Source organism: Streptomyces sp. NPDC002730, from assembly GCF_042888805.1.
In the GTDB taxonomy this organism is placed as follows: domain Bacteria; phylum Actinomycetota; class Actinomycetes; order Streptomycetales; family Streptomycetaceae; genus Streptomyces.
Genome location: NZ_JBIAQG010000001.1, coordinates 367,778 through 393,094 on the forward strand (window position 1 = coordinate 367,778; position 25,317 = coordinate 393,094).

Sequence of the window (25,317 nt, forward strand, 5' to 3'; positions counted from 1 at the left end):
TGTGACCTGTGACCGTGATGGTCGGCCAGGTCCGGCCGGCCGTCGGTTCGTCCTCAATCGCGGACAGGCTCGCAAGCAATCCTGTCCGGCGTGCTCGCCCGGACAGGGCGCCTAGCTGTCGAGCAGCTCCTGACGGGGGCCGGTCTCCGGCGCGCCGCCGCCCCGCCCGAATGGCGGGCGCGGCAGCCGTGAGGCCACCGGCCTCAGCACCAGTGCCAGCACCGCCCCGGCCGCGAGCCCCGATATCGCCCACCACCAATCCGTGGTGCCGTCACCGGCGGCCGCCGCCGCGGGCTGCCGCCGCTCCTCCTGCGGGGGAGCGGCGGCTTCGGAGCTCCCGCCCCGGTCCTGCCCCTGTTCCTCTCCCCACGCGGGCGGGAACATCGCGACTCCGCTCCCGCCGGACTTCTTACCCATCAGGCCCAGCTTCTTGAAGAGGCGGGTGAGCTCCGCCGGATTCCGCGCCTGGTGCCAGTAGCCCTGCTGCAGCGTCGGCTCCGTCGCGGTGTGTATCCAGACGAGGCCCGTTCGCTCGCCCGGATACACCCGGTCCACGCGCCACGGCGCCACATCGTGGACCATCCAGGTCACATTGACCTGCCGCGTCCCCACCGCCATGTCCAGCGACGGCGGCCGCTCCTTCCGACCCTTCACCTTCTCCGCCCCCAGCAGGTCCAACAGGGCCGTGTACTCCTTGTCGGAGTAGTAGAGCGAGGCCGTCTCACCGCTCTCCGGAGAGGTGATCAGTACGCTCGTCGGCCCGCCCGCCACCGCACTCGGGGCGAAGATCCAGGTCAGTGCGAGCACCGTCGCCAATGCGGCAAGTCGTCGTAGCAGTCGCATACTTCCCCCAGCCGACGCCCGGTTCGGACCGTCCGCACCGCGTCCGCGTCACCTCTTGTACACCGCTCGCCCCCGCCAGGTTCCCGTTCCGGGACGATCAGTCTTCAGGGCGTGGACTCCGCGATCTCCCTGGCGCGCGGCAGCGATGCCACGCCTTCCAGGCGCAGCGTCGTCCGCTCGTCCGCCGCCATCCACAGCAGCGTGGGACCCGCCGTGCGCTCGGCCTCCATCCACCCGTCACCCTGGGCGCCGGTCAGCCGGAACCGCAGCAGATGCGGCTCGGCGAACCACAGGCCACTCCCGCCGCTCAGCGTCACCCACTCAGGCATGAGCCGTGCCTCCTTGATGAAGCCGAGGTCCAGCTTCGCCGGGAACTCGTCCAGCCGTATCGTCCGACCCCCCTGGCTCCAGCACAGACTCACGACCGACCGGCCCCCGGGCCCCGTGGCCACCGAGACCGCGTCCGGCTCGCCGAGCCCGCCCGGCACCCGCGCCCGGAAGCCCGCGCGCCGCTCCGCCTCCGCCGGGGGCACCGGGGCGTGGCACCACGGCACCTGCCCCTCGGCCCGTGGCGGTGTCGACGGGTCGTACCGCACTTCCACCCCGCCGAAGCCGAACCAGTCCGCCACCGTCGCCCGCACCGGAGGCGTGAGCACCAGCACCACCACGACCCCGGAGAGGGTGACCGTCAGCGCCCGAGACCGCCTGCGCGTCCAGCGCCTGAACCGCTCGGCCCGCCCGGGCACGGCGGGCACGGCAGGCACGGGCACCGCCTCGGCGAGGAGCTGCGCCAGCACCCGCTCCGCCATCGTCTCGCCGTCGACATCCGGGATCCTGATCCCGCGCCCCAGCCCTCGCAGCTCCTCACGCAAGGCCTCGCGCTCCTCGCCAGGACGATCCTCGTCACTCATGCTCCTCACCTCCCTTCGCCGGCAGAAGCCCCGGAAGAAGCCGCTCCAGCTTGCGCAGCGCGCGGTTCAGCCTCGACTTCACCGTGCCCCGCGGCCAGCCCAGCGCCTCGGCAGTCTCCGCCTCGTCCATCTCCAGCAGATAGCGGTAGGTGACGACCTGCCGTTGCTGCTCACTCAGCCTGTCCAGCGCCGCCCGCAGCAGCGCGCTCCGCTCCTGCGCCACGGCTGCCACCGCCGGGTCCGCGGATTCCGGTATCAGCGGCTCTGAGCCGAGCAGCAGCGCCTCCCGGCCGGCGAGCGCCCGCAGCCGCACGGCGGAGCGCACTGTGTTTCTCGTCTCATTGACCACGATCCGCAGCAGCCACGGACGGAAGGCCGCGCCGTCCCGGAACCGTCCCAGCGACTGGTACGCCTTGAGGAAGGCGCTCTGCACCACATCCTCCGCGTCTGCACCCGCCCCGAAGACCACAGCCGCCCTCAGCGCGACATTCGTATGGGCGCGCACCAGCTCCGCGTACGCCTCCGGCTCTCCGGCGCGCACCCGTGCGATCACCGCGGCCTCGTCAACGACGATGCCGCCCCCCTCTTCGACGGCGCGGCCCCCCTCCAGCGTCCCCTCGCGCTTGCTCACAGCTTTCATACACCGGCGGCCGGGGATCGGTTCCACACCTGAGAGAATGATGAGCATGGCCTCTGATCGACCCCGCGCGCTCTCCGGTATCCAGCCCACCGCAGGCTCGTTCCACCTCGGGAACTACCTCGGTGCGATCCGCCAGTACGTGGCGCTGCAAGAGACCCACGACGCGTTCTACATGGTCGTGGACCTGCACGCGATCACCATGCCGCAGGACCCCGCCGAGCTGCGTGCCAACACCCGGCTCGCCGCCGCCCAGCTGCTCGCCGCCGGTCTCGACCCCGAGCGCTGCACCCTCTTCATCCAGAGCCATGTCCCCGAGCACGCCCAGCTCGGCTGGATCATGAACTGCCTCACCGGCTTCGGCGAGGCCTCCCGGATGACGCAGTTCAAGGACAAGTCCGCCAAGCAGGGCGCCGACCGCGCCACCGTCGGCCTCTTCACGTATCCGATCCTGCAGGTCGCGGACATCCTGCTCTACCAGGCCAACGCCGTGCCGGTCGGCGAGGACCAGCGCCAGCACATCGAGCTCACCCGTGACCTCGCCGAGCGTTTCAACACCCGCTTCGGCGACACGTTCACCGTCCCGGCGCCGCACATCGTCAAGGAGGTCGCGAAGATCTACGACCTCCAGGACCCGTCGATCAAGATGAGCAAGTCGGCCTCCACGCCCAAGGGCCTGATCAACCTGCTCGACGAGCCCAAGGTGACCGCCAAGAAGGTCAAGAGCGCGGTCACCGACACCGACACCGTCATCCGGTTCGACCCCGTGAACAAGCCGGGTGTCTCCAACCTCCTCACCATCCACTCCACCCTCACCGGCAAGACCGTCGTCGAGCTCGAGGCGGAGTACGAGGGCAAGATGTACGGTGCGCTCAAGACCGATCTTGCCGAGATCATGGTGGACTTCGTCACACCGTTCCGGAGCCGTACGCAGGAATATCTGGACGACCCCGAGACGCTTGACTCCATCCTGGCCAAGGGTGCGGAGAAGGCCCGCGCGGTCGCCGCCGAGACCCTGGCCGCCGCATACGACAAGGTGGGCTTCCTTCCCGCCAAACATTGAGCGGACACTGATTCCGTACTGAGTCATCACTGAATCAGCACTGTGTCCAAGGACTCTGGCCACACCTACGGTGCAGCCGCCACACTGGCGGCTGCACACCACCTAGCTACCGACGACTGAGGAGAACGACGTGGGGACCGTAACGCTCGGCGTTTCGATCGCGGTCCCGGAGCCTTACGGCAGCCTGCTCCAGGAGCGGCGCGCGGGCTTCGGGGATCCCGCCGCGCACGGTATTCCCACGCACGTCACGCTCCTCCCGCCCACCGAGGTCGAGGCCGACGCCCTGCCCGCGATCGAGGCGCATCTCGCCGAGGTCGCACGCTCCGGTCGGCCGTTCCCGATGCGGCTCTCCGGCACCGGGACGTTCCGTCCGCTCTCGCCCGTCGTCTTCGTCCAGGTCGCCGAGGGCGCGGCAGCCTGCACCTGGCTGCAGAAGCGGGTGCGGGACGCGTCCGGGCCGCTCGTGCGCGAGCTGCAGTTCTCGTACCACCCGCATGTGACCGTGGCGCACGGCATCGCCGATGAGGCGATGGACCGGGCCTACGAAGAGCTCTCGGACTACGAGGCGGCGTGGACCTGCGCCTCCTTCGCCCTGTACGAGCAGGGCGCGGACGGCGTGTGGCGCAAGCTCAACTCGTACGCCTTCGGTGGCGGGGTCGCGGCCGTTCCGGCTCAGGGCGCCCCGATCGACGAGCCCGCCACCACCATCTGACCCGAGCGTCCGGCCCGGCCGTCCGGCCCACCGTGGCCCGTGACCCGGTGACCCGGTGACCCGCGAGGCCGTCAGACGGGCAGTCGGCGGAAGACCGGCCTCGGTACATGCCGCAGCGCCGACATCACCATACGCAGCGCCCCCGGCACCCACACCATCTCCGACCTGCGCCGCAGCCCCTGTTCGATGGCCGCGGCGACTGCGTCCGGCGTGGTGGCGAGAGGTGCCTCGGCCAGCCCCGCCGTCATCTTCGTGCGTACGAATCCGGGGCGTACGACCATCACATGCACCCCCGTCCCGTGCAGCGCGTCACCCAGACCCTGTGCGAACGCGTCCAGGCCGGCCTTGCTGGAGCCGTAGATGAAGTTGGCGCGGCGGGCCCGCTCGCCCGCGACCGACGACAGCACCACGATCGAGCCGTGCCCCTGGGCCTGCAGCGCGCCCGCGCACACCAGGGAGGCCGAGACCGCCCCCGTGAAATTGGTCTGCGCGACCCGCACCGCCGCCAGGGGCTCGGCCTCGTCGTTCGCCTGGTCGCCGAGGACGCCGAAGGCGAGCAGCACCATGTCGATGTCGCCCTCCGTGAAGACCTTGCCCAGCGCAGGCTCGTGCGCGGCGGGGTCGAGGGCGTCGAAGGCGACGGTGTGCACGTCCGCGCCGAGCGTGCGCAGCTCGGCCGCGGCGGTCTCCAGGGCGGGCGAGGGGCGGCCTGCCAGCCAGACCGTACGGGTGCGGCGGGCGATGAGCCTGCGGGCGGTGGCCAGGCCGATCTCCGACGTACCGCCGAGGACGAGCAGGGACTGCGGAGTGCCGAAGGCGTCCTTCATGACAGGGGTTCCTCAAGGTCGGAGGGAGAGGGCAGGGCAGGGGACAGGGGGCGGGCAGGCGGATGCGGGGCCTTGGACGCCGGACGGGCCGGAAGGCTGCCGCAGCCTGGGGTCACAGGGCCAGGCGCCTCGACAGGTCCGAGACGAAGACGCCGCTCGGGTCCGCTTCGGCCCGCAGCGCGCGGAATTCGGGCAGTCGCGGGTACATCTCGGCGAGCAGTTCCGGGCGCAGCCGGGAGTCCTTCGCGAGGTAGACCCGGCCGCCCGCCGACGCGACCTCCTCGTCCAGCTCGTCCAGGAACGCGCCGAGGCCCGGCAGCCGGGCCGGGATGTCCAGAGCGAGCGTCCAACCGGCCATCGGGAAGGACAGCCACCCCGGGTCGCCCTCGCCGAACCGCTTCAGCACCGCCAGGAACGAGGGGCAGCCGCGCCGCGAGATGCGCCGCACGATCCGGCGCAGCGCCTCCTCCTGCCCGTGGCCGACCACGAACTGGTACTGGACGAAGCCGCCGCGCCCGTAGATCCGGTTCCAGTGCGGGACGCCGTCCAGGGGATGGAAGAAGGTCGAGATCTTCTGCAGCTCGCCGGTCCGCTGCCGCGGCGCCTTGCGGTACCAGAGCGCGTTGAAGAGCCCGACGGTGGTTCGTCCCAGCAGGCCGCCCGGTACGAAGCCGGGGGCGGCCGGCAGCTGTCCCGGGCGGAAGGTGAGGGGCGTGCGCCGGGCGCGCGGAGGAAGCGCGTCCAGCGGTGCGTGCTCCCCGTAGGTGAGGACCGAGCGTCCCAGCGCACGGCCGCGCGCGAGGAGGTCGATCCAGGCGACCGAGTACCGGTGGCGTTGATCGGTGGCGGTGAGCCTGGCCATCAGATCGTCGAGGTCCGTGGTCCGTTCGGTGTCGACGGACATCAGCGAGGTCTCGACCGGGTGGAGCTGGACGGTCGCCGAGAGGATCACCCCGGTCAGTCCCATGCCGCCCGCTGTCGCGTTGAAGAGGTCGGTGCCGGGGACGACATCTTGGATCTCGCCGTCGGCGGTGAGCAGTTCCAGCGACCGCACATGGCGGGAGAAGGATCCTGAGACATGGTGGTTCTTGCCATGGATGTCGGCGCCGATCGCGCCGCCCACCGTGACATAGCGGGTCCCCGGCGTCACCGGCACGAACCAGCCGAGCGGCAGGAGCACCTCCATCAGCCGGTGCAGGCTCACGCCCGCGTCGCACACGACGAGGCCCGCCTCCGCGTCGACGGTACGGATCCGGTCCAGCGCGGTCATGTCGAGTACGGATCCGCCCGCGTTCTGCGCCGCGTCGCCGTACGCCCGACCGAGCCCGCGGGCGATGCCGCCGCGCGCCCCGCACATCCGTACCGCTGCCGCGGCCTCCGCGGGCGTACGGGGTCGCAGCAGACGGGAGGTCGTCGGGGCGGTCCGACCCCAACCGGTGACGGACACGAACTCGGCACTGAGCATGCCCTTGACCGTATAGCCGCTTATTAACTATTTGCTCTGTACGTCACTGGACTCGCCGAAATGGGTGATTAAACGAGTGTCATACAAGATGGGCGTGAAAGTGGGCCGTTCGCCGAGAAGAGTCGCCCCTGGCTCATGAGAAGGGGTGGCGAAGGCATATGGGATACGTCGACTGTGCGGCCGTCGACCGGCGGCTGCTGGCGGCGATGCGCGACTGCGGCAGCGAGCCGCGCGTGGCCGCGGTCGCCCGCGCGCTCTCCTTCACCGGCGAGCACGGCGCGCTCTGGCTCGTCGCCGGGCTCGCGGGCGCGGCGGCCGACCGGGAGCGGCGCGGGGTATGGCTGCGCGCCACGACCCTGGTGGGCGCGGCCCATCTGGCGAGCATGAGCCTCAAGCGCCTGGTACGCCGCCCCCGACCCGAACTCCCGGCTCGCGAGCCCCTCGTGCGCACCATGGGATCTCTCTCCTTTCCCAGCTCGCACGCCACATCGGCCGCCGCGGCCGCCGTCGCCTTCGGTGCGGTGCGACCCGCCGGCCGTCGGCTGGCGCCGCCACTGGCTGCCGCGATGTGCGTGTCCCGGCTGGTCGCCGGCGTCCACTATCCGACGGACATCGCCGCGGGCGCCGTGCTCGGCGGACTCACCGCGAGACTGGGCGCGGCCTGGATGATGCGCCCCCTCGCGAGAGCGGCGGAACTCACCGCAGTGGCTGCCGCAGGAGCGGCGGAACTCACCGCAGTGGCCGCAGGAGCGGCGGGAGGAGGGCGCGATGACTGAGCCCGGCACTGCGCTGCTGGACCGGCAGGAGCGGCCCACGCCACCTCGGGCCGTAAGCCTGCCCGCCGGCCTGATCAGGACTGCCCGGCCGCGCCAGTGGGTCAAGAACGTGCTCGTCATGGCCGCGCCCGCCGCCGCCGGGGAGCTGGTCTCGCGGCACACCGCCGTCCAAATGGCCATCGTCTTCGCCGTCTTCACGGCGGCCGCGGCAGCCGTCTACCTGATCAACGACGCCCGGGACGCCGAGGCCGACCGCGCGCACCCCGTCAAATGCCGGCGGCCCGTCGCCGCCGGGGACGTCCCGGCGGCCCTTGCCTACACCGTCGGCGCACTCCTCGCCGGCGCCGCGATCGCCGGCGCCGTCACCCTGTGCAATGTCATGACCGGCGCGCTGATCACCGCGTATCTGTCGATGCAACTCGCGTACTGCGTCTGGCTCAAGCATGTACTCGTCGTCGACCTGGTCGTCGTCACCACCGGGTTCCTGATGCGCGCGATGATCGGCGGGGTCGCGCTCGGCATCCCCCTGTCCCGGTGGTTCCTGATCACCACCGGCTTCGGCGCGCTCTTCATCGTGGCGGCCAAGCGGTACTCGGAAGCGGTGCAGATGGAGGGCGGCAAGGGCGTGACCCGGGCGCTGCTGAACGAGTACACGACCGGATATCTGCGCTTCGTCTGGCAGCTCGCGGCCGGTGTCGCCGTGCTCGCCTACTGCTTGTGGGCGATGGAGAGCGGCGGCGTGGCCGGCCGGGCGCTGCTGCCCTGGCGGCAGCTGTCGATGATCGCGTTCATCCTGGCGGTGCTGCGGTACGCGGTCTTCGCGGACCGGGGTACGGCCGGCGCGCCTGAGGACGTCGTGCTGCGCGATCCGGCGCTCGCCGTCATCGGGCTGGCGTGGGCGGCGATGTACGGACTGGCGGTCGCCGACCTGTGAGCGGCCATTCGTCCGGCTGCGCGGCCCCTTCGGCCGGGCCCCGCCCACCGCGAAGGCCCGCTCCTTCCTCGCGGGACGCACCGTCGCGTCGGCATGGCACTCGCCTCCTGCCTGCGATTCTGGGGAACCCGGACGCTGGTATTCGGTGTGGAGGGTACGCGTACGACATGGACTGGCTGACCAAGCTCCCCGTCATCGGCCCGCTCGTGGCCAGGCTGATGCGCACTCACGCCTGGCGTTCGTACGAGACGCTCGACCGGGTGCACTGGACGCGACTCGCCGCCGCGATCACCTTCATCAGCTTTCTCGCGCTCTTCCCGCTGATCACCGTCGCCGCGGCGATCGGCGCCGCGCTGCTCGGCAAGGAGCAGCTGGCCAAGATGGAGAACAAGCTCAGCGAGCAGGTGCCCGGTATCTCGGACCAGCTCGACCTCAACTCCCTGGTCACCAACGCGGGCACGGTCGGGCTGGTCGCGGGCGCGCTGCTGCTCATCACCGGCATCGGCTGGATCGGCTCGCTGCGGGAATGTCTGCGCGCCGTCTGGGAGCTGGACGACGAGGAGGAGGGCAACCCCGTCCTTCGCAGGCTGAAGGACGCGGGTGTGCTGCTCGGGCTCGGCGCGACCGCGCTCGCCTCGTTCGCCGCCTCCGCGCTCGGCTCCACCGCCGTCGGCTGGAGCGCCGACCGGCTCGGTATCGACGAGGGCGGAGCCAGCGGCGTACTGCTGCAGATCGCGGCACTCGTGGTCGGCGTCGTCGCCGACTTCCTGATTCTGCTGTACATGCTGACGCTGCTGCCGGGGGTGGAGCCGCCGCGCCGCCGTCTGGTCGTAGCGGCATTGATCGGCGCGGTCGGCTTCGAACTCCTCAAGCTGCTGCTCGGCAGCTATATGAAGGGCGTCGCGTCGAAGAGCATGTACGGGGCCTTCGGCGTTCCGGTCGCCCTGCTGCTGTGGATCAACTTCACCGCGAAGCTGATGCTGTTCTGCGCCGCCTGGACAGCGACGCGGAGTGAGCAGAACGGGCCGAAAGAGCAGAGCGGGCCGAGTGAGCAGGGTGGGCCGGGTGAGCGGAGCGGTACGACCGAGGCCGCCGGCGGGACTAGCGGCGGCGCAGCGGCCAGCGGCGGTTGACCAGGAACACTCCGGCCGCCACCACCACCAGCACGCCGCCCGTGATGGCGATCGCGGTGCCGATGCCGCCGGCGCCCTTCCCGGCGGCGTGCGACTTCGCGGGAGCGCCGTTGTTGGCCGTATTCGCGTCGTTGGCGGACGGGGTGACCGCGGACTTCGGCGGGACCAGCTCGCCGACCGGCTTGACCTTCCCGGCCGCGGCGAAGCCCCAGTCGAGCAGCCGGCCCGCTTCCTTGTAAACGGCCTGGCTCTCCTCCGAGTCCGGGTTCATGACGGTGACGAGCAGCACCCTGCCGTTGCGCTCGGCGACACCGGTGAAGGTCGCGCCCGCATGCGAGGTGTTGCCGTTCTTGACGCCCGCGATGCCCTTGTACGGAGAGATGCCGGAGTCGCCGGTAAGCAGGCGGTTGGTGTTCTGGATCTCGAACGTCTCGCGCTTCTTGCCCTCGGCCTGCGCGCCCGGGAATTCGGCGTGCGCGGTGGAGCAGTACTCGCGGAAGTCCTTCTTCTGCATGCCGCTACGGGCGATGAGTGTGAGGTCGTACGCGGAGGAGACCTGGCCGTCGGCGTCGTAGCCGTCGGGCGACACGACATGGGTGTCGAGCGCCTGCAGTTCCTCGGCGTGCTCCTGCATGTCCATGACGGTCTTGGGCACGCCGCCGTTCATCGATGAGAGCACGTGCACAGCGTCGTTGCCGGAGCGGAGGAAGACACCGAGCCACAGATCGTGGACGGAGTAGGTGAGGTTCTCCTTGACCCCGACCAGGCTGCTGCCCTCGCCGACGTCCGCCAGCTCGGCGTTGGTCACCGTGTGGATCTCGGTCCTCGGCAGCCGGGGCAGCACGGTGTCCGCGAACAGCATCTTGAGAGTGGACGCCGGAGGCAGCCGCCAGTGGGCGTTGTGCGAGGCCAGCACGTCGCCGCTCTCCGCGTCCGCGACGATCCAGGATCGGCCGCTCACATCCTTGGGCAGGACGGGCGCGCCGGGGCCGAGGCTGACCTGGGTGCCGGGCTTGCCGAGTTGGGCGCCCCCGACGGAGGACATGGAGGCCGGGGGGTTCGGCTGTTTCTTGTCTGCCGTGCGGTGCTCGGTGTCCGCGGACGCGGGCGCGATGGTGAGAACGGGGAGCAACGCGGCGGCGGTGACCGTCAGCGCGGTCTTTTTCAGAGCAGACACGGTCGAGAACGTACATGGCGTTGAGGAAAATATGTTCATCATCCCGATGACCCGCCGGGAGTGACGCCGGGACAGCCCACCCCGAGGAACCCGGTCGGAGGACGGCCGCGATACTGAGTCCATGAAGCTCAGCCGCCCGGTCTCCTGGTTCCTGCTCGCATTCGGGGTGTGGAGCTGGTTCATCTGGATCACTTTCGTCAAGAACCTGTGGAAGGACGGCAGCGGACTCGCCTTCGACGACGCGGGTGACCCGACCACCTACTTCTGGGTGCATCTGCTGCTCGCCATTACGTCCTTTCTCCTGGGGACGGTCGTCGGCGTGATCGGGTTGCGTGGCGTACGCGCATTGCGTCGTGAGGGCGCGCAGAAGGAAAAGGAATAGGGGAGCGCTTCCGTGCTGGTGGTCGTCCTGCTTGTGGTGGTCGTGATCGTGGCCGTGCTCGCCGGGGTGCACTGGTACGTGTGGCGGCGGCTGGTCCGTGACACGACGGCGCGGGGCGGGGCGGCGCGCCGGGCGGGCACGGTGTCGGCGTGGGTGCTGCCGCTGCTTTCTGTGGGAGCGCTGGTGTCGGGGCGGGCGGGGGCGCCGTTCTGGCTGCAGCGGGTGGTGGCGTGGCCGGGGTATTTGTGGCTGGCAGTGCTGCTGTATCTGACGCTGGCGCTGGTGGTGGGGGAGGGGGTGCGGGTTCTGCTGCGGCGGGCGCTGGAGCGCCGGGCGACGGCTGCGATGGCCGGGGGGAAGTCCCTCACCCAGCCCCTTCCCGAAACCGCGGAGCAGGCCCCCCGGACACCCGGGCCGACTCCGGCCGCGGCCGGCGCGACGGCGCAGGTGGAGCCTGGGCGTGCTGCCGTCGTGACAACGCCGACGGCGGACGCGGGCACGAACGGCACCCTCGCGGCCCCCGTGCCCGAGGTGGTCCCCGCGCCTGAGGCGGTCTCCGCGGACCCGCCCGCCGGGCGAAGTGCCCCCTCGCGGCGGATGTTTGTTTCGCGGGTTGTCGGCGGAGGCGCCGCCGCCGTTGCTCTTGGCACCGTTGGGTACGGGACCTACGGCGTGCTGCGCGGGCCCCGGGTGAAGCGCGTCACCGTGCCGCTCGTCAGACTTCCGCGCGCCGCCCACGGGTTCCGGATCGCAGTCGTCAGCGATATCCACCTCGGCCCGATCCTCGGCCGCGCCCACACCCGGCGGATCGTCGACACCATCAATGCCACCTCGCCCGACCTCGTCGCCGTCGTCGGCGATCTCGTCGACGGCACCGTCGCCGATCTCGGGCCCGCCGCCGAGCCGCTCGCGCAGTTGCGGTCACGGCACGGGTCCTTCTTCGTCACCGGCAACCACGAGTACTTCTCGGGTGCCGAGGAGTGGGTCGACCATGTCCGCGAGTTGGGGCTCAGGCCGCTGCGGAACGAGCGCGTGGAGATCGGCGGCTTCGACCTCGCCGGCGTCAACGACCTCGCCGGCGAGAGCGAGGGCGACGGCCCCGATTTCGCCAAGGCCCTCGGCGATCGGGACCCGGCGCGCGCCTCCGTGCTGCTCGCACATCAGCCCGTCGTCATCCATGACGCCGTCGAACACGGCGTGGACCTGCAGCTGTCCGGACATACGCACGGCGGTCAACTCTGGCCGGGAAACCATCTTGCGGCCCTGGCCAATCCGACGGTCGCAGGCCTCGAACGCTACGGCGACACCCAGCTGTACGTGACCCGCGGCGCGGGTGCCTGGGGACCGCCCGTGCGGGTCGGAGCCGCCTCCGACATCACCGTCGTACAGCTCGCCTCCCGCCAGGCATAGCCCAGGTTCAGCGGACGGCACCGGCGTCCGGCGGCTGCGGGAGCTCAGCTGGATCTGACGGCCGGCGTACGGCGGCGGGGCGGCCGGGCCTTCCGGCGTTCCGGCTCGGATTCTGCGGCTCGGTTCCTGCGGCTACGGCTCGGTTCTACGGCGCGACCGTCCGCGCGGCGGCCGGCAGCGCCACCGTCACCGCCAGGCCCTCACCCGGCGCGGTCTGCACCGTCACCGCGCCGCCGTGCGAGGCGACCACCGCCTGCACGATCGCCATGCCGAGACCGCTGCCCGCGGGCTGACCGCCGTCCCCGTCCGAACTCCCGCCGCCCGCGCGGAAGAAGCGGTCGAAGATGCGGTCGGCGTCCTCGCGGTCCATGCCGGGCCCCTCGTCCGCGACCCGCAGCCGCACCCGGCCGCAGCCGCGCCCGTCGCCGTCGCCGTCCTCGCGCTCCAACTCCACCCGCACCGGGGCGTCGGCCGGGGTATGGGCGCGGATATTGGCCAGGAGGTTGCCGATGACCTGCCGCAGGCCCGACTCGTCGCCCTGGACGACCATCGCTCCATCGGCCTGTACGGCGACCGGGCGCTGGGGCTGCTGCGCCCGCAGATCGTCCGCAGCGTCCCGTACCAGACGGCTCAAGTCGACTGCACACAACTGCAGTTGGGGCTGCTGGTCGAGGCGGGCCAGAGTGAGCAGTTCCTCGACGAGCCGTCCCATCCGGTCGGCCTCGGCGTTCATCCGGGCCAGCGCCCGGGTCCGATCCGCCGTCTCGCGCAGCATCCCCTTGTCGTAGAGCTGGAGATAGCCGCGGATCGCGGACAGCGGCGTACGCAGCTCGTGCGAGGCGTCGGCGACGAACCGCCGCAGCTGGGCCGCGCTGTGCTCGCGCGTCTCGAAGGCCGACTCGACCTGGTGAAGCATGGAGTTGAGAGCGACCCGCAGTTGCTCGATCTCGGTGACGGGGTCGCGTCCGGCCGGTACCCGCCGGGTCAGGTCGCCCTCGGCGATGGCGGACGCCGTCTCCACCATGTCCTCCAGCGGCCGCAGCCGGTGCTTGGCGCCGAGCATGGTGAGCAGCGCGAGCAGCCCCAGCAGGAGGGTGCCGAAGGCGACATCGAGCCTGAGGGCCTTCTTCATCGAGGAGTGCACCGCCCCGGTGTGGGTCGCCATCAGGACGACCGTGCCGTCGCCGAGGCGTGTGCCGACCGCTCGGTACGGCTCCGAGTCGAGGCTCACGTCGACCGGCACCGGGGAGTCGGCGAGCGCGGCGGGATCATCGACGGCGGCGGCGAGTCTGTGCTGCCGTTCGATGGGTGCGATGCCCGCGAAGCCGATCGGCTCGCCCCCGCGGTCGAGGGCGACGAGGATCGTCTCCGGCCGCGGCAGGCTGTCGGCGTCCGACGTGCCCGGCGCGAACTGGTCGCGCAGCGCTCCGATGGCGCTCAGCGATTCGATCTGCTTCTGGGTGAACCCCGTCCGCTGCAGCGCGTTGCGGCTCCCGACCAGCTCTGTGTCCACCCGGTCCAGCAGATAGTGCCGCATGCCCATGAGGCTGACCGCGGTGGCCGCGACGATGCCGAGGGCCAGCAGCGCCACATTCACCAGCGTGAGCTTGGCACGCAGGGAGTGAATTCCGCGGTGCGGGTGCCGACGCCGTATGCGGCCCGTGACAAGCCTCCATCGCGCCCTCGAGCGAGTCCTCGTGCGAGTCGTCGTGCGAGCCCTCATGCGAGTCCGTATCCGACGCCCCGCCGGGTGGTGATCAACGGTGGCCCCAGCGGATCCAGCTTGCGTCGCAGATAGCTGATGTACGTCTCGACCACGGTGGACTCGGCCTGGTGCTCGTACTGCCAGACATGGCGCAGCAGCTGCTCCTTGGGCACGATGCGCCCGCCGTTGCGCACGAGAAAGCGCAGTAGCGCGTACTCGGTGGGCGTGAGCTGCACCGAGTTGCCCGCGCGCCGTGCCGCGTAGGTCGTATCGTCCAGCTCCAGATCCCCGTACCGCAGCGGTGGTCGCGCCGGCAGCACATCGGCGGGCCTGGTCCGGCGCAGTACTGCCCTGATGCGGGCCACGACCTCGTCGACGTTGAACGGCTTGGTGATGTAGTCGTCACCGAAGCCCAGCGCGCCCACGATCTCGGCAGGAGCGTCACGCGCGGTCACGAAGACGACGGCCATCTCCGGGTGAGCGGCACGCAGTTCACGCCCCAGCACCCGTCCGTCGCCGTCCGGGAGCATCACATCGAGGAGCGCCACATCAGGGCGCGTCTGCCCGGCCAGCTGCTGGGCCTGCCGTACGCTTCCCGCCGTAATCACCTCAAAACGGTGATAGCGCAGTGCGATGGCGAGGACGTCGGCGATGCTCGGCTCGTCCTCGACCACCAGCACGGTCGCTCCCTCGTGGTTCATGTCCCCAGTATCGGTGTGTACGCCGTACGGGGAGCCGGTCACTGTCTTGGAGTTCCTTGAGAGTCATGGCCGCGCCACGCCACGGGCCGTATCCGCGGCCGATTCTTGAGACCGGCCCGGGGGAGACGGATCGACGAAGGGGCAGGAATCGTGGCGGCATTGGCACGGTGGTGCTATCGGCACCGGCTGGTGGTCCTGGTGCTGTGGGTGGGGGCACTGTTCGGCCTGGGGGCGGCGGGAAGTGCGGCAGGCACCAACTACTCGAACAGCTTCAGCCTCCCGAACACCGACTCCACACACGCGTACGACCTGATGGTGAAGGCCTTCCCGGAGCGCTCCGGCGACACCGACACGGTGGTGTGGCGGGTCTCCGAGGGTTCCGTACGCGACGGGTCGGTACGGGAGCGGATCGAGCCCGCGCTCAAGGAGATCGCGGGCATGAAGGGCGTCGGCGAGGTCGCGAGTCCGTACGTTGGAGCGGCGGGCGCGGCACAGATCAGCAAGGACGGGCGGATCGCCTACGCCCAGGTGACCTTTGCCGAGCAGGCCAACGGCGTGCCGAAGGAGCTCGTCCAGGACGTCGTCGACACCGCGCAGGACGCTGAGCGTGGCGGTCTGCGGGTCGAGCTCGGCGGGCAGGCGATCACCCGCATCCAGGAGCCGCCGACCGGTACGGCCGAGATGGTCGGTATGGCGGCCGCGGCGATCGTGCTCTTCCTGGCCTTCGGCTCGCTCTTCGCGATGGTGCTTCCGCTGGTCGTGGCCGTCTTCGGGGTGGGTTCCGGGATGCTGTCGACGACGCTGCTCAGCCATGCCACGGATGTGCCCGAAGTGGCGCCGCTGCTCGGTTCGTTGATCGGCCTCGGCGTCGGTATCGACTATGCGCTGTTCATCGTGACTCGGCACCGCAAGGGCATCATGGGGGGCGCGACGCCGGAGGAGGCGGCCATCACCGCGCTGAACACCTCCGGGCGTGCGGTGCTGTTCGCCGGCGGCACGGTGTGCATCGCACTCGCCGGCATGCTCGTGATGAACATGCGTTTCCTCAACGGTGTGGTCGTCGCGACCTCGCTCACCGTCGTACTGAGCGTGCTCGCCGCGATCACACTGCTGCCCGCGCTCCTCGGCGTCCTCGGCATGCGGGTGCTGAGCCGACGGCAGCGGCGCAGGCTTGCCGCCGAAGGGCCCGAGCCGACGGAGTCGAACGGCGCCGCCGCCCGCTGGTCCGTGCAGGTGCAGAAGCGGCCCAAGTCGGTCGCGCTGGTCGCGGTCGTGGTGATGGCGGCGCTCGCCATTCCCGTACTGTCGCTGCGTCTCGGCGCGTCCGACCAGGGCAACCACAGGAAGGACACCACCACCCGACAGGCGTACGACCTGCTCGCCGAGGGCTTCGGGCCCGGTTTCAACGGGCCGCTGCAACTGGTCGCGCGGGACGCCGAACCCGCCGCCGTCCAGGCGCTGGTGGGCGAGGTGCGCGGAACGGAGGGCGTCGCCCAGGTCGTCGCGCTGCCCTCGCCGCCGGACTCCGGTATCGCGGTGATCCAGGTCGTACCGACGACCTCCCCGCAGTCCGAGGAGACCGACCGGCTGATCGACCGGCTTCGTGACGAGGTGATCCCGCAGTCAGGACAGGAGGTCCATGTCGGCGGAGTCACCGCGGTCTTCAAGGACTTCGCGGCGGTGACCGGTGACCGACTGCCGTACTTCATCGGGACGATCATCGCGCTGGGCTTCCTGCTGCTGCTGATCGCGTTCCGGTCGCTGGTCGTCCCGCTGACGGCGGCCCTGATGAACCTGATCGCGGCCGCGGCCTCGTTCGGCGTACTGGTCGCGATCTTCCAGTGGGGCTGGGGAGCCGAGGCGCTCGGCCTCGGCAAGGAGGGTCCGATCACCGCGTTCCTGCCGGTGATCATGCTGTCGCTGCTCTTCGGGCTCTCCATGGACTACCAGGTCTTCCTGGTCAGCCGGATGCACGAGGAGTGGGTGCATACGAAGGACAACGCGCGGGCGGTACGGGTCGGCCTCGCCGAGACCAGCCGGGTCATCAACTGCGCCGCCCTGATCATGATCTGCGTGTTCAGCGCGTTCGTGCTGAGCGGCGACATGGAGGGCGCGATGGCGGGCATCGGGCTTGCGGCGGCGGTGGCGCTGGATGCGTTCATCCTGCGTACGGCGCTGGTGCCGGCGGCGATGCATCTGCTGGGGAAGTCCAACTGGTGGCTGCCTGCCGGTCTGGAGAAGCGGCTGCCGCATCTGGCCGTGGAGCCGCGGGAGGCCGCGTACTCGGGCCCGGCTGCCCCGGCGGTCCCCGGGCAGCGCCTTCGGCCGCCGGCAGGCGCGTCCGTCGTGCACGGCTTCGTCCGTACGGAGCTGGGCGAGCCGGTCGGGGACGCGATCCTCACCCTTGTCTCGCCGGGCGGCAGCCAGGTCGACCGGGTGGAGTCGCTGGCCGACGGCTCGTACATCCTGTCCGCGCCGGCCGGCGGCGCGTATCTGCTGGCGGCGACGGCGGGGATCCGAGACCCCTGGGTCAGGCACATCATGATCGGCGGCGATCCGCTGGTCCACGATGTGGTGTTGACCGACGTGGGAGTGAGCCGCTGACGGCGTCGCTCCCGTGCGACGGACACCCCGGGCCGCGGCCGGGGCGTTCGTCGTTCCGCGCTACTTCTTGCGGGCGGCGACGGTCTCCGCCATCCCGGGAAGGAAGTCCGTGAACAGCTCGTGCACCTCGCGTACAAGCGGCCGCAGCACCCGGAACCGGGAGAGCGCGACACCGCGCGTGGTGAGCCTGGCGCCGCGTTCGGCGAGGCGTCGGCTGCGTTCACGGCCATCGGAGCGGTCGAAGACCCAGTACAGGACGAGTCCCATCTGGGAGAGCCACATCAACTCGGGGAGGACGTCGGCGAGTTCTTCCGCCACCTTGGCCTTCGATCCGGCCAGCACCTCCCGGTGGACGGCGATGGCCGCCTCGCGGGCGTGTTCCGATTCGGGGGAGAAGGGGCTGAGCGGGCTCTCCGGGTCGGCCGCGTTCTTGAAGAACTGGGCCGCGAACTCGTGGTACGGCGCGGCGATGTCCAGCCACGCCTGCAACACCCCGGCGAGCCGGGCCTCCAGATCCGTCTCCCGGTCCAGCACGGGCCGGACCGCCGCCTGGTGCTCGGCGGCGATCCGGTCGTAGAAGCCCTGGACGAGGTGTTCCTTGGAGGAGAAGTAGTAGTACGCGTTCCCTACGGAGACCCCGGCCTCCTTGGCGATGGCCCGCATCGTCGTCTTGTCGTAACCGCGCTCCTGGAAGAGCCGGAGCGCGGTCTCGAGAATGAGCGTGCGGGTCTGCTCGCTCTTGGCGGCCTTTACTTCTGTCACGGTGTCCGAGCCTAACCGGGGACGGAGCACCGGTTGTCGCAGGGCGTACCGATGGCCCCTCCTGCCGCGGTCGCCTCGCGGTACTTGGCCGCCGCGAGCATCGAGACGCGTACGAAGGGCTCGCCCGCCGGGGTGGCGAGCCAGTGGGCCTTCGGCCGGTGTTCGGCCAGGGCCCAGAGACAGACGATCCAGGCGGCGGGCCCGGTGTAGATCTGGCCCCTGTCCCCGATGACGGTGATCTCTTTGAGAGTCCGGGCGTGGTCGAGGCGCGGGTATCTGCGCCGCGCCTCGTCCGACCCGGCGGGCACCAGGTCCAGCGGTACGAGTGTGCGCTGCCGCAGGAGCCAGCTCCGCAGGTGCACGCAGAGCGAGCACTGGGCGTCGTACAGGACGGTCAGTCTGCGGACCGGGGTGCGGACCGGGGTGCGGGCCGAGGGGCCGGTCGGGGTGCGGGCCGAGGGGCCGGTCGGGGTGCGGGCCGGGGTGCCCATGGCGCTCACGCCCCGGCGTGACCGGCGGCGGGTGCGGCCCACGGGCCCTGGCCTGCCTGGCCCGTCCAGCCCTGCGGCGGCACCGGCGGTATCTGCTCGCGCTCCATCACTCCGCGCCGGCGGATCTTGTTGAGTACGTAGACATTGCCGAGGTGCATCACACCGAGGACGAGGAGCACGACGCCGATCTTCACCGAGAGCGCCTCGAAGAGTCCGCGGGCGTCGGCGACGGCGTCGGCGGCCTTGAGGTAGAGGGCGACGAAGCCCAGATTCACCAGGTAGAAGCCGACCACCAGAAGGTGGTTCACGGCATCGGCGAGCTTCTCGTTCCCCTGGAGTACGTCGGCGAGGAAGACCCGGCCGTTCTGGCTGAGCGTGCGGGCCACCCAGATGGTGAGGGCGACGCTGATCAGCAGATAGATGACGTACGCGATAACAGTGAGGTCCATGCCCCACCCTCCCTTGAACGCGTTCAAAAGCTGGTGCCATGGACTGTAGACCTCCTTTTGAACATGTTCAAGTCAGCTGGGAACCAGGGGAGGGGAGGGCGTCGGGGCTCCAACCTCGGCCGGGTGACGCACTCTTGCGAGAGGGCAGGTCAGCGCCCGACAGTGGTGCTGCTGCTCTGGGCCGGTCGACTCTCCGGGCTGGAGTGGCCGCTCCTGGCCGGCGGTCAGGGCCGCCTACCTGTCGCGCCTCAGCTGAGCCGTGATCGTGCGGTCGGTGATCCTCTCGTCGTCGGCAAGCAGGAACGCCTTCGACATGATCACCGACAGCAGTCCGCCGTCCTCCTCGAAGGGCAGGAAGAGTCGCTCCCCGCTCCCGCCGACCGCCGAACGGTCCACCACGATGCAGAGATAGGCGTCGTTGGGCTCCATCAGGATGTTGCCCGAGCCGAGATGGATCTTGTACGTGCGGAGCTCACCGCGCACCCGCAGGAACCGCTCCGTGAGCTCCACACGGTCCGCGATCCGGGTCCGCGGCAGCAGGCGGGCCAGCGACTCCCGCCGTATCCGCGCCGATTCGGTGAGCTCGCCGAACGCCCAGCCCTCCCAGTACCCGTCGTACGCGCGCTCCTCACCGCGGTCCCGCCACTGCGGGTCCGCCCCGATCGACGCGACCCCCACGAACAGGTCCGCGTCCCGCATCGCCTCCGTCAGCACCAGCGGCGGTACGTCGACGAGGTCGGCCCGCTCCCACGGTCCGCGCGCCCCGTGCCGCCGCTCGAAGCGCAGCTGGTCCGTGGAGCACAGGGACGCCATTGCGCCGTCCGACCGCTGCTCGACCAGCTCGACATGGAACCGGGCCCGCCAGAACTCGCTGTCGGAAGCGTTCAGTTCACCGGCGCGCGGCAGCTCCCGCACCATTTCCGCCGCGTATCCCTCGCCGTACCCCAGGTGGTTGCCCAGCCAGCCGCGCTCCACCATCAGCGCCTTCGCCTGGTTGTAGCGCAGGATGTGTCCGGCGAAGCGGTTGGAGTAGCCGCGGGTCTCCTCCTCGGCCGGGGTGAGCGGATAGACCTCCCGGAACGCCTGCTTGAACGGCTGGCGCAGCTCGCGTTCGGCGAGCTCCTCGCGCCAGATCCGTATCTCGTCGGCGTCGGCGCGCACCGGATGCCAGAGCCGCAACACGGAGCCGTCCGTCACCGGGGCCGCCGTGCCGTCCGCCCCGGCCAGCGCCCAGCCGCCGGCCGTACGCTCCGGCAGTCCGGCAATCCACTGCTCGCCGCCGTCCGCGCTCGCCTCCCAGAGCAGGCTGCGCGACAGCGTGCCGGTCACCGGATGGTCGATGTAGTACCGCTCCCAGTCGCCGGACGCCCACTGGGTGCCCGCCATCAGATGCTCCTCGAGCCGCACCCGTTCGACCGGCAGCAGGGTCCGCAGCTGCTTCAACGCTGCCCGGATGCCCGTCAGTTGGTCACCGAACTCCTCCCGGACGGCCTTCGGCGCGGACTTCAGCACCCGGCCCTGCGGCCCTCGGAAGGAGAGCGTGGCCGCCGCGGAAGCGGTGATCGACAGCACCACGGTGTAGTCGCCGAGCGGCTCCTCGCGGATGCCGCGCGCGTCGAGGCCCACGGACGGCACCGCCCGTTCCCTGAGCATGGACGGAGTGATCCCGCCGCGCTCGGCGACAGCCTGCAGGGAGGCGCTGATGCCCTTGACCACCGTGCGGTTGCGGATCTTGCGCCGGAGCTGGCCGAGCCAGTCGGCGGCCTGCTCGCCCTGCGTACCGCCGAAGTCGCCGAGGACGGAGACCGCGGTCGTGGCCATCCTGCCGCTGCGGCAGTCACCGCCGGAACCGCGCGTCCCCGTGCCGGCGTTGAGTGCGACCGCGCCGACGGCCGGCACCACCCAGTCCGCCTCGACATCGGCGGCGGCCCACAACAGCCCGCGCAGCAGCCGGGTGCTGCCCTCCGCCGCGATCCCCGGCAGGGTGTACCCGCCGACCCAGGCGGGCGCCGCCACCGGATGCTCCCGCTGCCCCGCCATCCCCTCCAGCAGCGCCCGCACCACCTCGGGACCGCCTTCCGCTTGGTCCAGCAGCGCCGCCGCCTTCTTGCGCCACCGCTTGGTGGCGCGCAACTTGTCCTGGCCCATGCAGTGCCACAGGAGGTCGTTGACGCCAGGAGCGGCGAGCAGCGCGCTGTGGGCGGCCCGCATCGCAGGTCCGTAATCGTCGAACCCGTCGAGCAGTTCGTCCGTAAGGCCGGTGGCGGCGGGCTCAGCCCCCGCCAGCTCGTCGAGCTGCTCCCGCATCCTCTCGGACCCGCGCGCCGCGAACGGCATCCATCGGCGCAGCGACCGCACCAGCTCCCGGTCGTACGCCCCGGCCGTGCGGGCCGCCGTCAGTGCGGGCCCCACCAGCGGCTCGAACTCCCGCAGCAGGGTGAGCAGATCGACCTGCGCACGCTTGCCCGCCAGCCGCCCGAGCAGCTCGTCGGCCTGCTGCGCAGTCCAGTCGAGCTGCCGCGACACCACCCAGCCGAGCGCCCCCAGATTGACATCGTCCGCGCCGCCGCCGATGACGTTCTGGTGGAACCAGAGCGCGGCCTGCCGCTGCTCAGGCTCGTCCAGCGACTCCAGCAGTTCTTGCACCGGCGGCCCCTCGCCCGTGCGCTCCTGCCACCCCGCCTCGTACAGCCTGGTCTCCAGGCCGTCCGTCATCGGTGTCATCGTGCCGGTCCCCTCCCCGAGCTCAACTCCTTCCGACGGTACGGCGCACCACTGACAACGGCCCCGGCGGCCCTGAACCGGCGCACTCCCGGAACCGCCGCCGTGCCCAGGCAGGCCGCGCCCACCACGACCGCCGCGACCGCGAGCGGCACCGAAGGGCCCCATGCCGAGGCGGCCAGCGGTGCCAGCGCGTACCCGAGCGGCATCGCGCCGAGCGAGAGCAGCCAGTCGTACGAGGTGACCCGGGCCAGCGCATGCGCCGGGATCGCCTGCTGGACCGAGGTCGCCCAGACCGGTGAGAGGAAGCCGAGCCCGGCCTGGGCGACGCCGTACGCCGCGATGGTCAGCGGAGCGGGCGCGGAAAGGGCCAGCAGCCCGAGCGGCAGCGCGTAGGCCGCAAGGCCCAGATTGGCCACCAGGACCGGCCGCTCGGGCCGGGCCCGCGCGGCGATCAGCGAGCCCAGCAGCAGTCCGACCGCGCCGGTCTGGAGCAGCGCGACCCAGGTGCCCTGCCCGCCCAACTCGCTTACCGCGATGGCGGGGCCGAGCGTCATCAGTACGGCGGCCGCGCCGTTCCACGCGGCGTGCGCGAGGAGGCTGGTCCAGTACCAGTCGCGGGCGAGGACCTCGGTCCAGCCCTCCTTGAGGTCGGCGAGCAGCGACCGCCGCGGTATGGGCACGTGCCGTACGCGGACAGCCGCGAGCAGCACGGCGCTCACCGCGAAGCTCGCCGCGTCGAGTACGAAGGCCCAGCCGGGTCCGACGGTGTAGATCAGCAGTCCGGCGAGCGCGGGTCCGCCGAGCCGGGTGGCGCTCTGCGCAACGCCCATCACCGCGTTGGCCTTGCGCAGCCCGTCCGCCTCGACCGTCCCGGTGATCAGCGGCGAGACGGTCGGCATCGCGAAGGCGCCTGCCGCGCCACCGACCGCCTCGGCGACGGCGATGTGCCACAACCGGGGCTCGCCGCCGAGGAGTTCCACTCCCACGAGGAGCTGGGTGAGACACCGTACGGCGTCGGTGACGAGCGCGACCGTACGGGCGTTGAACCGGTCCCCGACGACGCCGCCGAGCGGCAGCAGCAGGAGCTTCGGGACCATCGCACAGCCCAGTACAAGCGCGAGCGCGCCGGTCGATCGGGTGGCTTCGTACACGGCGAGGGCCAGCGCGGCGGGAATCGCGGCGTCGCCGAGCAAGGACAGTGTGCGGCCGAGGAACAGCAGCCGGAAGGCGCGCGTGCGCAGAGGATGCGGTGGCATGAAGGCCAAACTATTTCGGTACCTAACTATTCGTCAACGAAATATCTCCTCCCGAAGTACACCCCAGTACCATCGCGGCCATGGAGCACCGCGACTGGACCGACGGACATGTGGAGCGATGGAGGCCCGTCCTGCCCGACCTCGACCCCGACATCGAGGGCGCGGTCACGCGGATGAAGAAACTCTCCGTGCATCTGCGTCGGGTGCGGGAACAGTCCCTGCTCGACTTCGCCCTGGAACGCCATGAGTTCGACACCCTGCACAAGCTCGCGGGCCGCGGCGGCAAGGCGGCTCCCTCCGAACTCGCCGCGGACCTCGACCTGGCCCCGGCCTCGGTCACCGGCCGCCTGGACGCGCTCGATAAACGCGGGTTCATCCGCCGTACGCCCTCCACAACCGACCGCCGCCGGGTCGATGTGGAACTGACGAAGTCGGGCCGGGCGACCTGGCTGGGCGCGATGGACGTCCTCGGCGACGAGGAGTACCGGCTGCTCGGGGTCCTCTCCAAGGATGAACGGAAGCAGCTCAACGACATGCTGCGACGCGTCATGCTGGCCGCCGAGCACCCGTCACCGACATCACCAGGGAGTACAGACTCGTCGTCGCCGTGATGAACAGCCGGTTGTTCTTCGGGCCGCCGAAGGCGATGTTGGAGACCGCCTCGGGGACGACGATCCGGCCGATCAGGGTCCCGTCCGGGTCGTAGCAGTGCACTCCGCCGTCCATGGCCGCCGCCCACAGCCGGCCTTCGTCGTCGAAGCGGATATTGTCGAAACGGCTGATGCCGTCCGCCGCCTCGGCGAAGACCTTGCCGTCCGAGAGCGTGCCGTTCTCGCGTACGTCGAAGACGCGGATCTGGCCGGCGCGTGTGTCGGAGACGTACAACTGCCGCTCGTCGAGCGAGAAGACCAGGCCGTTGGGGCCGCCGAAGCCGTCGGCGACCAGGCGGACCTCGCCCGTGGCCGGGTCCACGCGATAGACGTTGCAGGCGCCGATCTCGCTCTCGGCGCGGAAGCCCTCGTAGTCGCTGGTGATGCCGAAGTCGGGGTCGGAGAACCAGACTGAGCCGTCGGACCGTACGGCCGCGTCGTTCGGGCTGTTGAGTCGCTTGCCCTCGAAGCGGTCGGCGAGGACGGTGAGCGTGCCGTCCGGTTCGGTGCGGGTCACGCGTCGGTTGCCCTGCTCGCAGCTGATCAACCGGCCCTCGCGGTCGAGCGTGTTGCCGTTGCTGTGGCCGGCAGGAGAGCGGAAGAGGCTGATCGCACCGGTCGCCTCGTCCCAGCGCAGCATGCGGTCGTTGGGGATGTCGCTCCAGATCAGCTGCCGCCAGGCGGGCAGATAGAGCGGGCCCTCGGCCCAGCGGCAGCCGTCGTGGAGCGTCTCCAGCCGCTCGTCGCCGTTGGCACAGCGTCCGGTGCGGAAGCGATCATCCAGGATCTCGTATATCGAGGGGCGGATAGTACTGGACATGGTTGAGTCCCCTAGTTCTGTGACTGAACGGTATTCCGTGGAGTATCCGTATCGCAGTATGAGGTATGGTCGCAAGCGTGGATGACATCGATCGTGAGCTTGTGGCCCTGCTCCAGCAGGACGCCACCCAGGCCTACGCGGCGCTGGGCAAGGCCGTAGGCCTCTCGGCCGGCGCCGCGCACGAGCGGGTAAGGAAATTGCGTGAGCGTGGTGTCATCCGCCGTACGACGGTGGAGGTGGACCCGGCGGCGCTGGGGCGGGGCGTGCTCGCCTTCGTCATGGTCGAATCGTCCGTCTGGATGGGGGAGTCGGGCGCCGCGTTCGCCGCGATCTCCGAGATCCAGGAAGCGCACATCATCGCGGGCAGCGCGTCCGTGCTGGTGAAGGTGCGCACCGCCACCACCGAGCAACTCCAGGACGTGCTGCGGCGGTTGTACGCCATCGAGGGCGTCAGCGGCACGCAGGCCACCGTCTCGCTGGAGACCTTCTTCGAGCGGCCGGTCTCCCCCCGTCAGGACTGATTGTCAGTGGTGGCTTCTACTGTTCTCGGCATGGGAATGGTGACCTTCGTCGACGAGACGACATCGGGGGAACGCCGCGACGCTCTGGGACTGGAGGTCGCGGAGGAACGCCTCGCGCTGCGCGAGTTGATACGGCGCAGGGTGCTCGAGGAAGTCGTGGACGGCCAGGACGCCAGGGGCGCGTACGAGCGCGCCATCGAGGCGTTCGGGCGCAACGGCTTCCTGGTGCTGGTCGGGGACCGGCAGATCGAGGAGCTGGACCAGCAGCTCGAACTCGGCAGCGCCACGGAGGTCACCTTCCTGAAGCTCGTTCCGCTGGTGGGTGGCTGATGGGGACGGGCGGGCGCGGGCTCCCGCAGGACGT

25 protein-coding genes are annotated in these 25,317 nt (G+C 70.7%); 11 read left to right on the top strand and 14 right to left on the bottom strand.

Annotated elements, in window-relative coordinates; all coding sequences use genetic code 11:
* Window positions 1–111: 111 nt before the first annotated feature.
* The 3 genes from ACFYXH_RS01830 to ACFYXH_RS01840 form a co-directional block, all read right to left on the bottom strand.
* Entirely contained in the window at window positions 112–843 is a 732-nt protein-coding gene (locus ACFYXH_RS01830) for a hypothetical protein (RefSeq protein WP_389559735.1), read from the bottom strand.
* A 104-nt stretch (window positions 844–947) separates the two neighbouring features.
* Window positions 948–1,754: a hypothetical protein gene (locus ACFYXH_RS01835; RefSeq protein WP_389559737.1), complete on the bottom strand. Its 807-nt coding sequence runs from the start codon at window positions 1,752–1,754 to the stop codon at window positions 948–950.
* On the bottom strand, window positions 1,747–2,394 hold the full coding sequence (locus ACFYXH_RS01840; RefSeq protein ID WP_389559739.1) for an RNA polymerase sigma factor: 648 nt from the start codon (window positions 2,392–2,394) through the stop codon (window positions 1,747–1,749). The genes ACFYXH_RS01835 and ACFYXH_RS01840 overlap by 8 nt, the downstream gene beginning before the upstream one ends.
* A 37-nt stretch (window positions 2,395–2,431) precedes the next feature.
* Here ACFYXH_RS01840 and trpS point away from each other — a divergent pair, with 37 nt between their 5' ends.
* Together trpS and ACFYXH_RS01850 are read left to right on the top strand one after the other, a co-directional pair.
* Window positions 2,432–3,454: a tryptophan--tRNA ligase gene (trpS, locus tag ACFYXH_RS01845; RefSeq protein ID WP_389559741.1), complete on the top strand. Its 1,023-nt coding sequence runs from the start codon at window positions 2,432–2,434 to the stop codon at window positions 3,452–3,454.
* A 130-nt stretch (window positions 3,455–3,584) separates the two neighbouring features.
* The gene (locus ACFYXH_RS01850) at window positions 3,585–4,166 is read left to right on the top strand and encodes a 2'-5' RNA ligase family protein (protein WP_385303938.1); all 582 of its coding nucleotides are present in this window, start codon (window positions 3,585–3,587) and stop codon (window positions 4,164–4,166) included.
* Window positions 4,167–4,237: 71 nt separating this feature from the next.
* On the opposite strand, the gene ACFYXH_RS01855 is transcribed toward ACFYXH_RS01850, so the two are convergent.
* The gene (locus ACFYXH_RS01855) at window positions 4,238–4,993 is read right to left on the bottom strand and encodes a decaprenylphospho-beta-D-erythro-pentofuranosid-2-ulose 2-reductase (protein ID WP_389559743.1); all 756 of its coding nucleotides are present in this window, start codon (window positions 4,991–4,993) and stop codon (window positions 4,238–4,240) included.
* Between the two features lie 112 nt (window positions 4,994–5,105).
* Entirely contained in the window at window positions 5,106–6,458 is a 1,353-nt protein-coding gene (locus ACFYXH_RS01860) for an FAD-binding protein (protein WP_389559745.1), read from the bottom strand.
* A gap of 158 nt (window positions 6,459–6,616) precedes the next feature.
* Between ACFYXH_RS01860 and ACFYXH_RS01865 the strand changes: the two genes are divergently transcribed.
* The 3 genes from ACFYXH_RS01865 to ACFYXH_RS01875 all read left to right on the top strand — a co-directional run bounded on the left by ACFYXH_RS01865 (window position 6,617) and on the right by ACFYXH_RS01875 (window position 9,301).
* Window positions 6,617–7,234, top strand: a complete 618-nt coding sequence (locus ACFYXH_RS01865; protein ID WP_389559747.1) for a phosphatase PAP2 family protein — start codon at window positions 6,617–6,619, stop codon at window positions 7,232–7,234.
* Window positions 7,227–8,168, top strand: coding sequence for a decaprenyl-phosphate phosphoribosyltransferase (locus ACFYXH_RS01870; protein ID WP_389559749.1), 942 nt, complete (start codon window positions 7,227–7,229; stop codon window positions 8,166–8,168). Before ACFYXH_RS01865 ends, ACFYXH_RS01870 begins: the two co-directional genes overlap by 8 nt.
* A gap of 167 nt (window positions 8,169–8,335) precedes the next feature.
* Complete coding sequence (locus ACFYXH_RS01875) at window positions 8,336–9,301, top strand: YihY/virulence factor BrkB family protein (protein ID WP_389559751.1); 966 nt, start codon at window positions 8,336–8,338, stop codon at window positions 9,299–9,301.
* Here ACFYXH_RS01875 and ACFYXH_RS01880 read toward each other — a convergent pair.
* Window positions 9,270–10,478 (bottom strand): D-alanyl-D-alanine carboxypeptidase family protein, encoded by a 1,209-nt coding sequence (locus ACFYXH_RS01880; protein WP_389559753.1) that lies wholly within the window; start codon window positions 10,476–10,478, stop codon window positions 9,270–9,272. The two genes, ACFYXH_RS01875 and ACFYXH_RS01880, sit on opposite strands and share 32 nt — an antisense overlap.
* Before the next feature lie 121 nt (window positions 10,479–10,599).
* Between ACFYXH_RS01880 and ACFYXH_RS01885 the strand changes: the two genes are divergently transcribed.
* Both ACFYXH_RS01885 and ACFYXH_RS01890 read left to right on the top strand, forming a co-directional pair.
* Window positions 10,600–10,860 (top strand): SCO4848 family membrane protein, encoded by a 261-nt coding sequence (locus ACFYXH_RS01885; protein WP_327325600.1) that lies wholly within the window; start codon window positions 10,600–10,602, stop codon window positions 10,858–10,860.
* A 12-nt stretch (window positions 10,861–10,872) separates the two neighbouring features.
* Window positions 10,873–12,270: a metallophosphoesterase gene (locus ACFYXH_RS01890; RefSeq protein ID WP_389559755.1), complete on the top strand. Its 1,398-nt coding sequence runs from the start codon at window positions 10,873–10,875 to the stop codon at window positions 12,268–12,270.
* Window positions 12,271–12,415: 145 nt separating this feature from the next.
* Here ACFYXH_RS01890 and ACFYXH_RS01895 read toward each other — a convergent pair whose 3' ends face one another.
* Together ACFYXH_RS01895 and ACFYXH_RS01900 are read right to left on the bottom strand one after the other, a co-directional pair.
* On the bottom strand, window positions 12,416–13,993 hold the full coding sequence (locus tag ACFYXH_RS01895; protein WP_389559757.1) for an ATP-binding protein: 1,578 nt from the start codon (window positions 13,991–13,993) through the stop codon (window positions 12,416–12,418).
* Window positions 13,990–14,676: a response regulator transcription factor gene (locus ACFYXH_RS01900; protein WP_389559758.1), complete on the bottom strand. Its 687-nt coding sequence runs from the start codon at window positions 14,674–14,676 to the stop codon at window positions 13,990–13,992. Before ACFYXH_RS01900 ends, ACFYXH_RS01895 begins: the two co-directional genes overlap by 4 nt.
* A 159-nt stretch (window positions 14,677–14,835) precedes the next feature.
* On the opposite strand from ACFYXH_RS01900, the gene ACFYXH_RS01905 reads away from it, so the two are divergent.
* Complete coding sequence (locus ACFYXH_RS01905; RefSeq protein ID WP_389560619.1) at window positions 14,836–17,280, top strand: MMPL family transporter; 2,445 nt, start codon at window positions 14,836–14,838, stop codon at window positions 17,278–17,280.
* Window positions 17,281–17,340: 60 nt separating this feature from the next.
* Here the strand turns inward: ACFYXH_RS01905 and ACFYXH_RS01910 are convergent, their stop codons facing one another.
* The 5 genes from ACFYXH_RS01910 to ACFYXH_RS01930 form a co-directional block, all read right to left on the bottom strand.
* Window positions 17,341–18,042: a TetR family transcriptional regulator gene (locus tag ACFYXH_RS01910; RefSeq protein WP_389559760.1), complete on the bottom strand. Its 702-nt coding sequence runs from the start codon at window positions 18,040–18,042 to the stop codon at window positions 17,341–17,343.
* Window positions 18,043–18,053: 11 nt separating this feature from the next.
* Complete coding sequence (locus ACFYXH_RS01915; protein ID WP_389560621.1) at window positions 18,054–18,533, bottom strand: DCC1-like thiol-disulfide oxidoreductase family protein; 480 nt, start codon at window positions 18,531–18,533, stop codon at window positions 18,054–18,056.
* Between the two features lie 5 nt (window positions 18,534–18,538).
* Complete coding sequence (locus tag ACFYXH_RS01920) at window positions 18,539–18,982, bottom strand: hypothetical protein (protein WP_389559762.1); 444 nt, start codon at window positions 18,980–18,982, stop codon at window positions 18,539–18,541.
* Window positions 18,983–19,216: 234 nt separating this feature from the next.
* Entirely contained in the window at window positions 19,217–21,697 is a 2,481-nt protein-coding gene (locus ACFYXH_RS01925; protein ID WP_389559764.1) for a DUF4132 domain-containing protein, read from the bottom strand.
* 5 nt (window positions 21,698–21,702) lie between these two features.
* Window positions 21,703–22,962: an MFS transporter gene (locus ACFYXH_RS01930; RefSeq protein ID WP_389559766.1), complete on the bottom strand. Its 1,260-nt coding sequence runs from the start codon at window positions 22,960–22,962 to the stop codon at window positions 21,703–21,705.
* Between the two features lie 80 nt (window positions 22,963–23,042).
* Between ACFYXH_RS01930 and ACFYXH_RS01935 the strand changes: the two genes are divergently transcribed.
* A complete protein-coding gene (locus tag ACFYXH_RS01935) occupies window positions 23,043–23,573 on the top strand; it encodes a MarR family winged helix-turn-helix transcriptional regulator (RefSeq protein ID WP_389559768.1) in 531 nt (176 codons plus the stop codon).
* On the opposite strand, the gene ACFYXH_RS01940 is transcribed toward ACFYXH_RS01935, so the two are convergent.
* Entirely contained in the window at window positions 23,509–24,432 is a 924-nt protein-coding gene (locus tag ACFYXH_RS01940) for an SMP-30/gluconolactonase/LRE family protein (protein WP_389559770.1), read from the bottom strand. The genes ACFYXH_RS01935 and ACFYXH_RS01940 overlap by 65 nt on opposite strands.
* 77 nt (window positions 24,433–24,509) lie before the next feature.
* Here ACFYXH_RS01940 and ACFYXH_RS01945 point away from each other — a divergent pair, with 77 nt between their 5' ends.
* Together ACFYXH_RS01945 and ACFYXH_RS01950 are read left to right on the top strand one after the other, a co-directional pair.
* Complete coding sequence (locus ACFYXH_RS01945; protein WP_362678620.1) at window positions 24,510–24,953, top strand: Lrp/AsnC family transcriptional regulator; 444 nt, start codon at window positions 24,510–24,512, stop codon at window positions 24,951–24,953.
* 30 nt (window positions 24,954–24,983) lie between these two features.
* Window positions 24,984–25,283 (top strand): hypothetical protein, encoded by a 300-nt coding sequence (locus ACFYXH_RS01950; protein ID WP_389559772.1) that lies wholly within the window; start codon window positions 24,984–24,986, stop codon window positions 25,281–25,283.
* The last annotated feature ends 34 nt before the right edge of the window (window positions 25,284–25,317 follow it).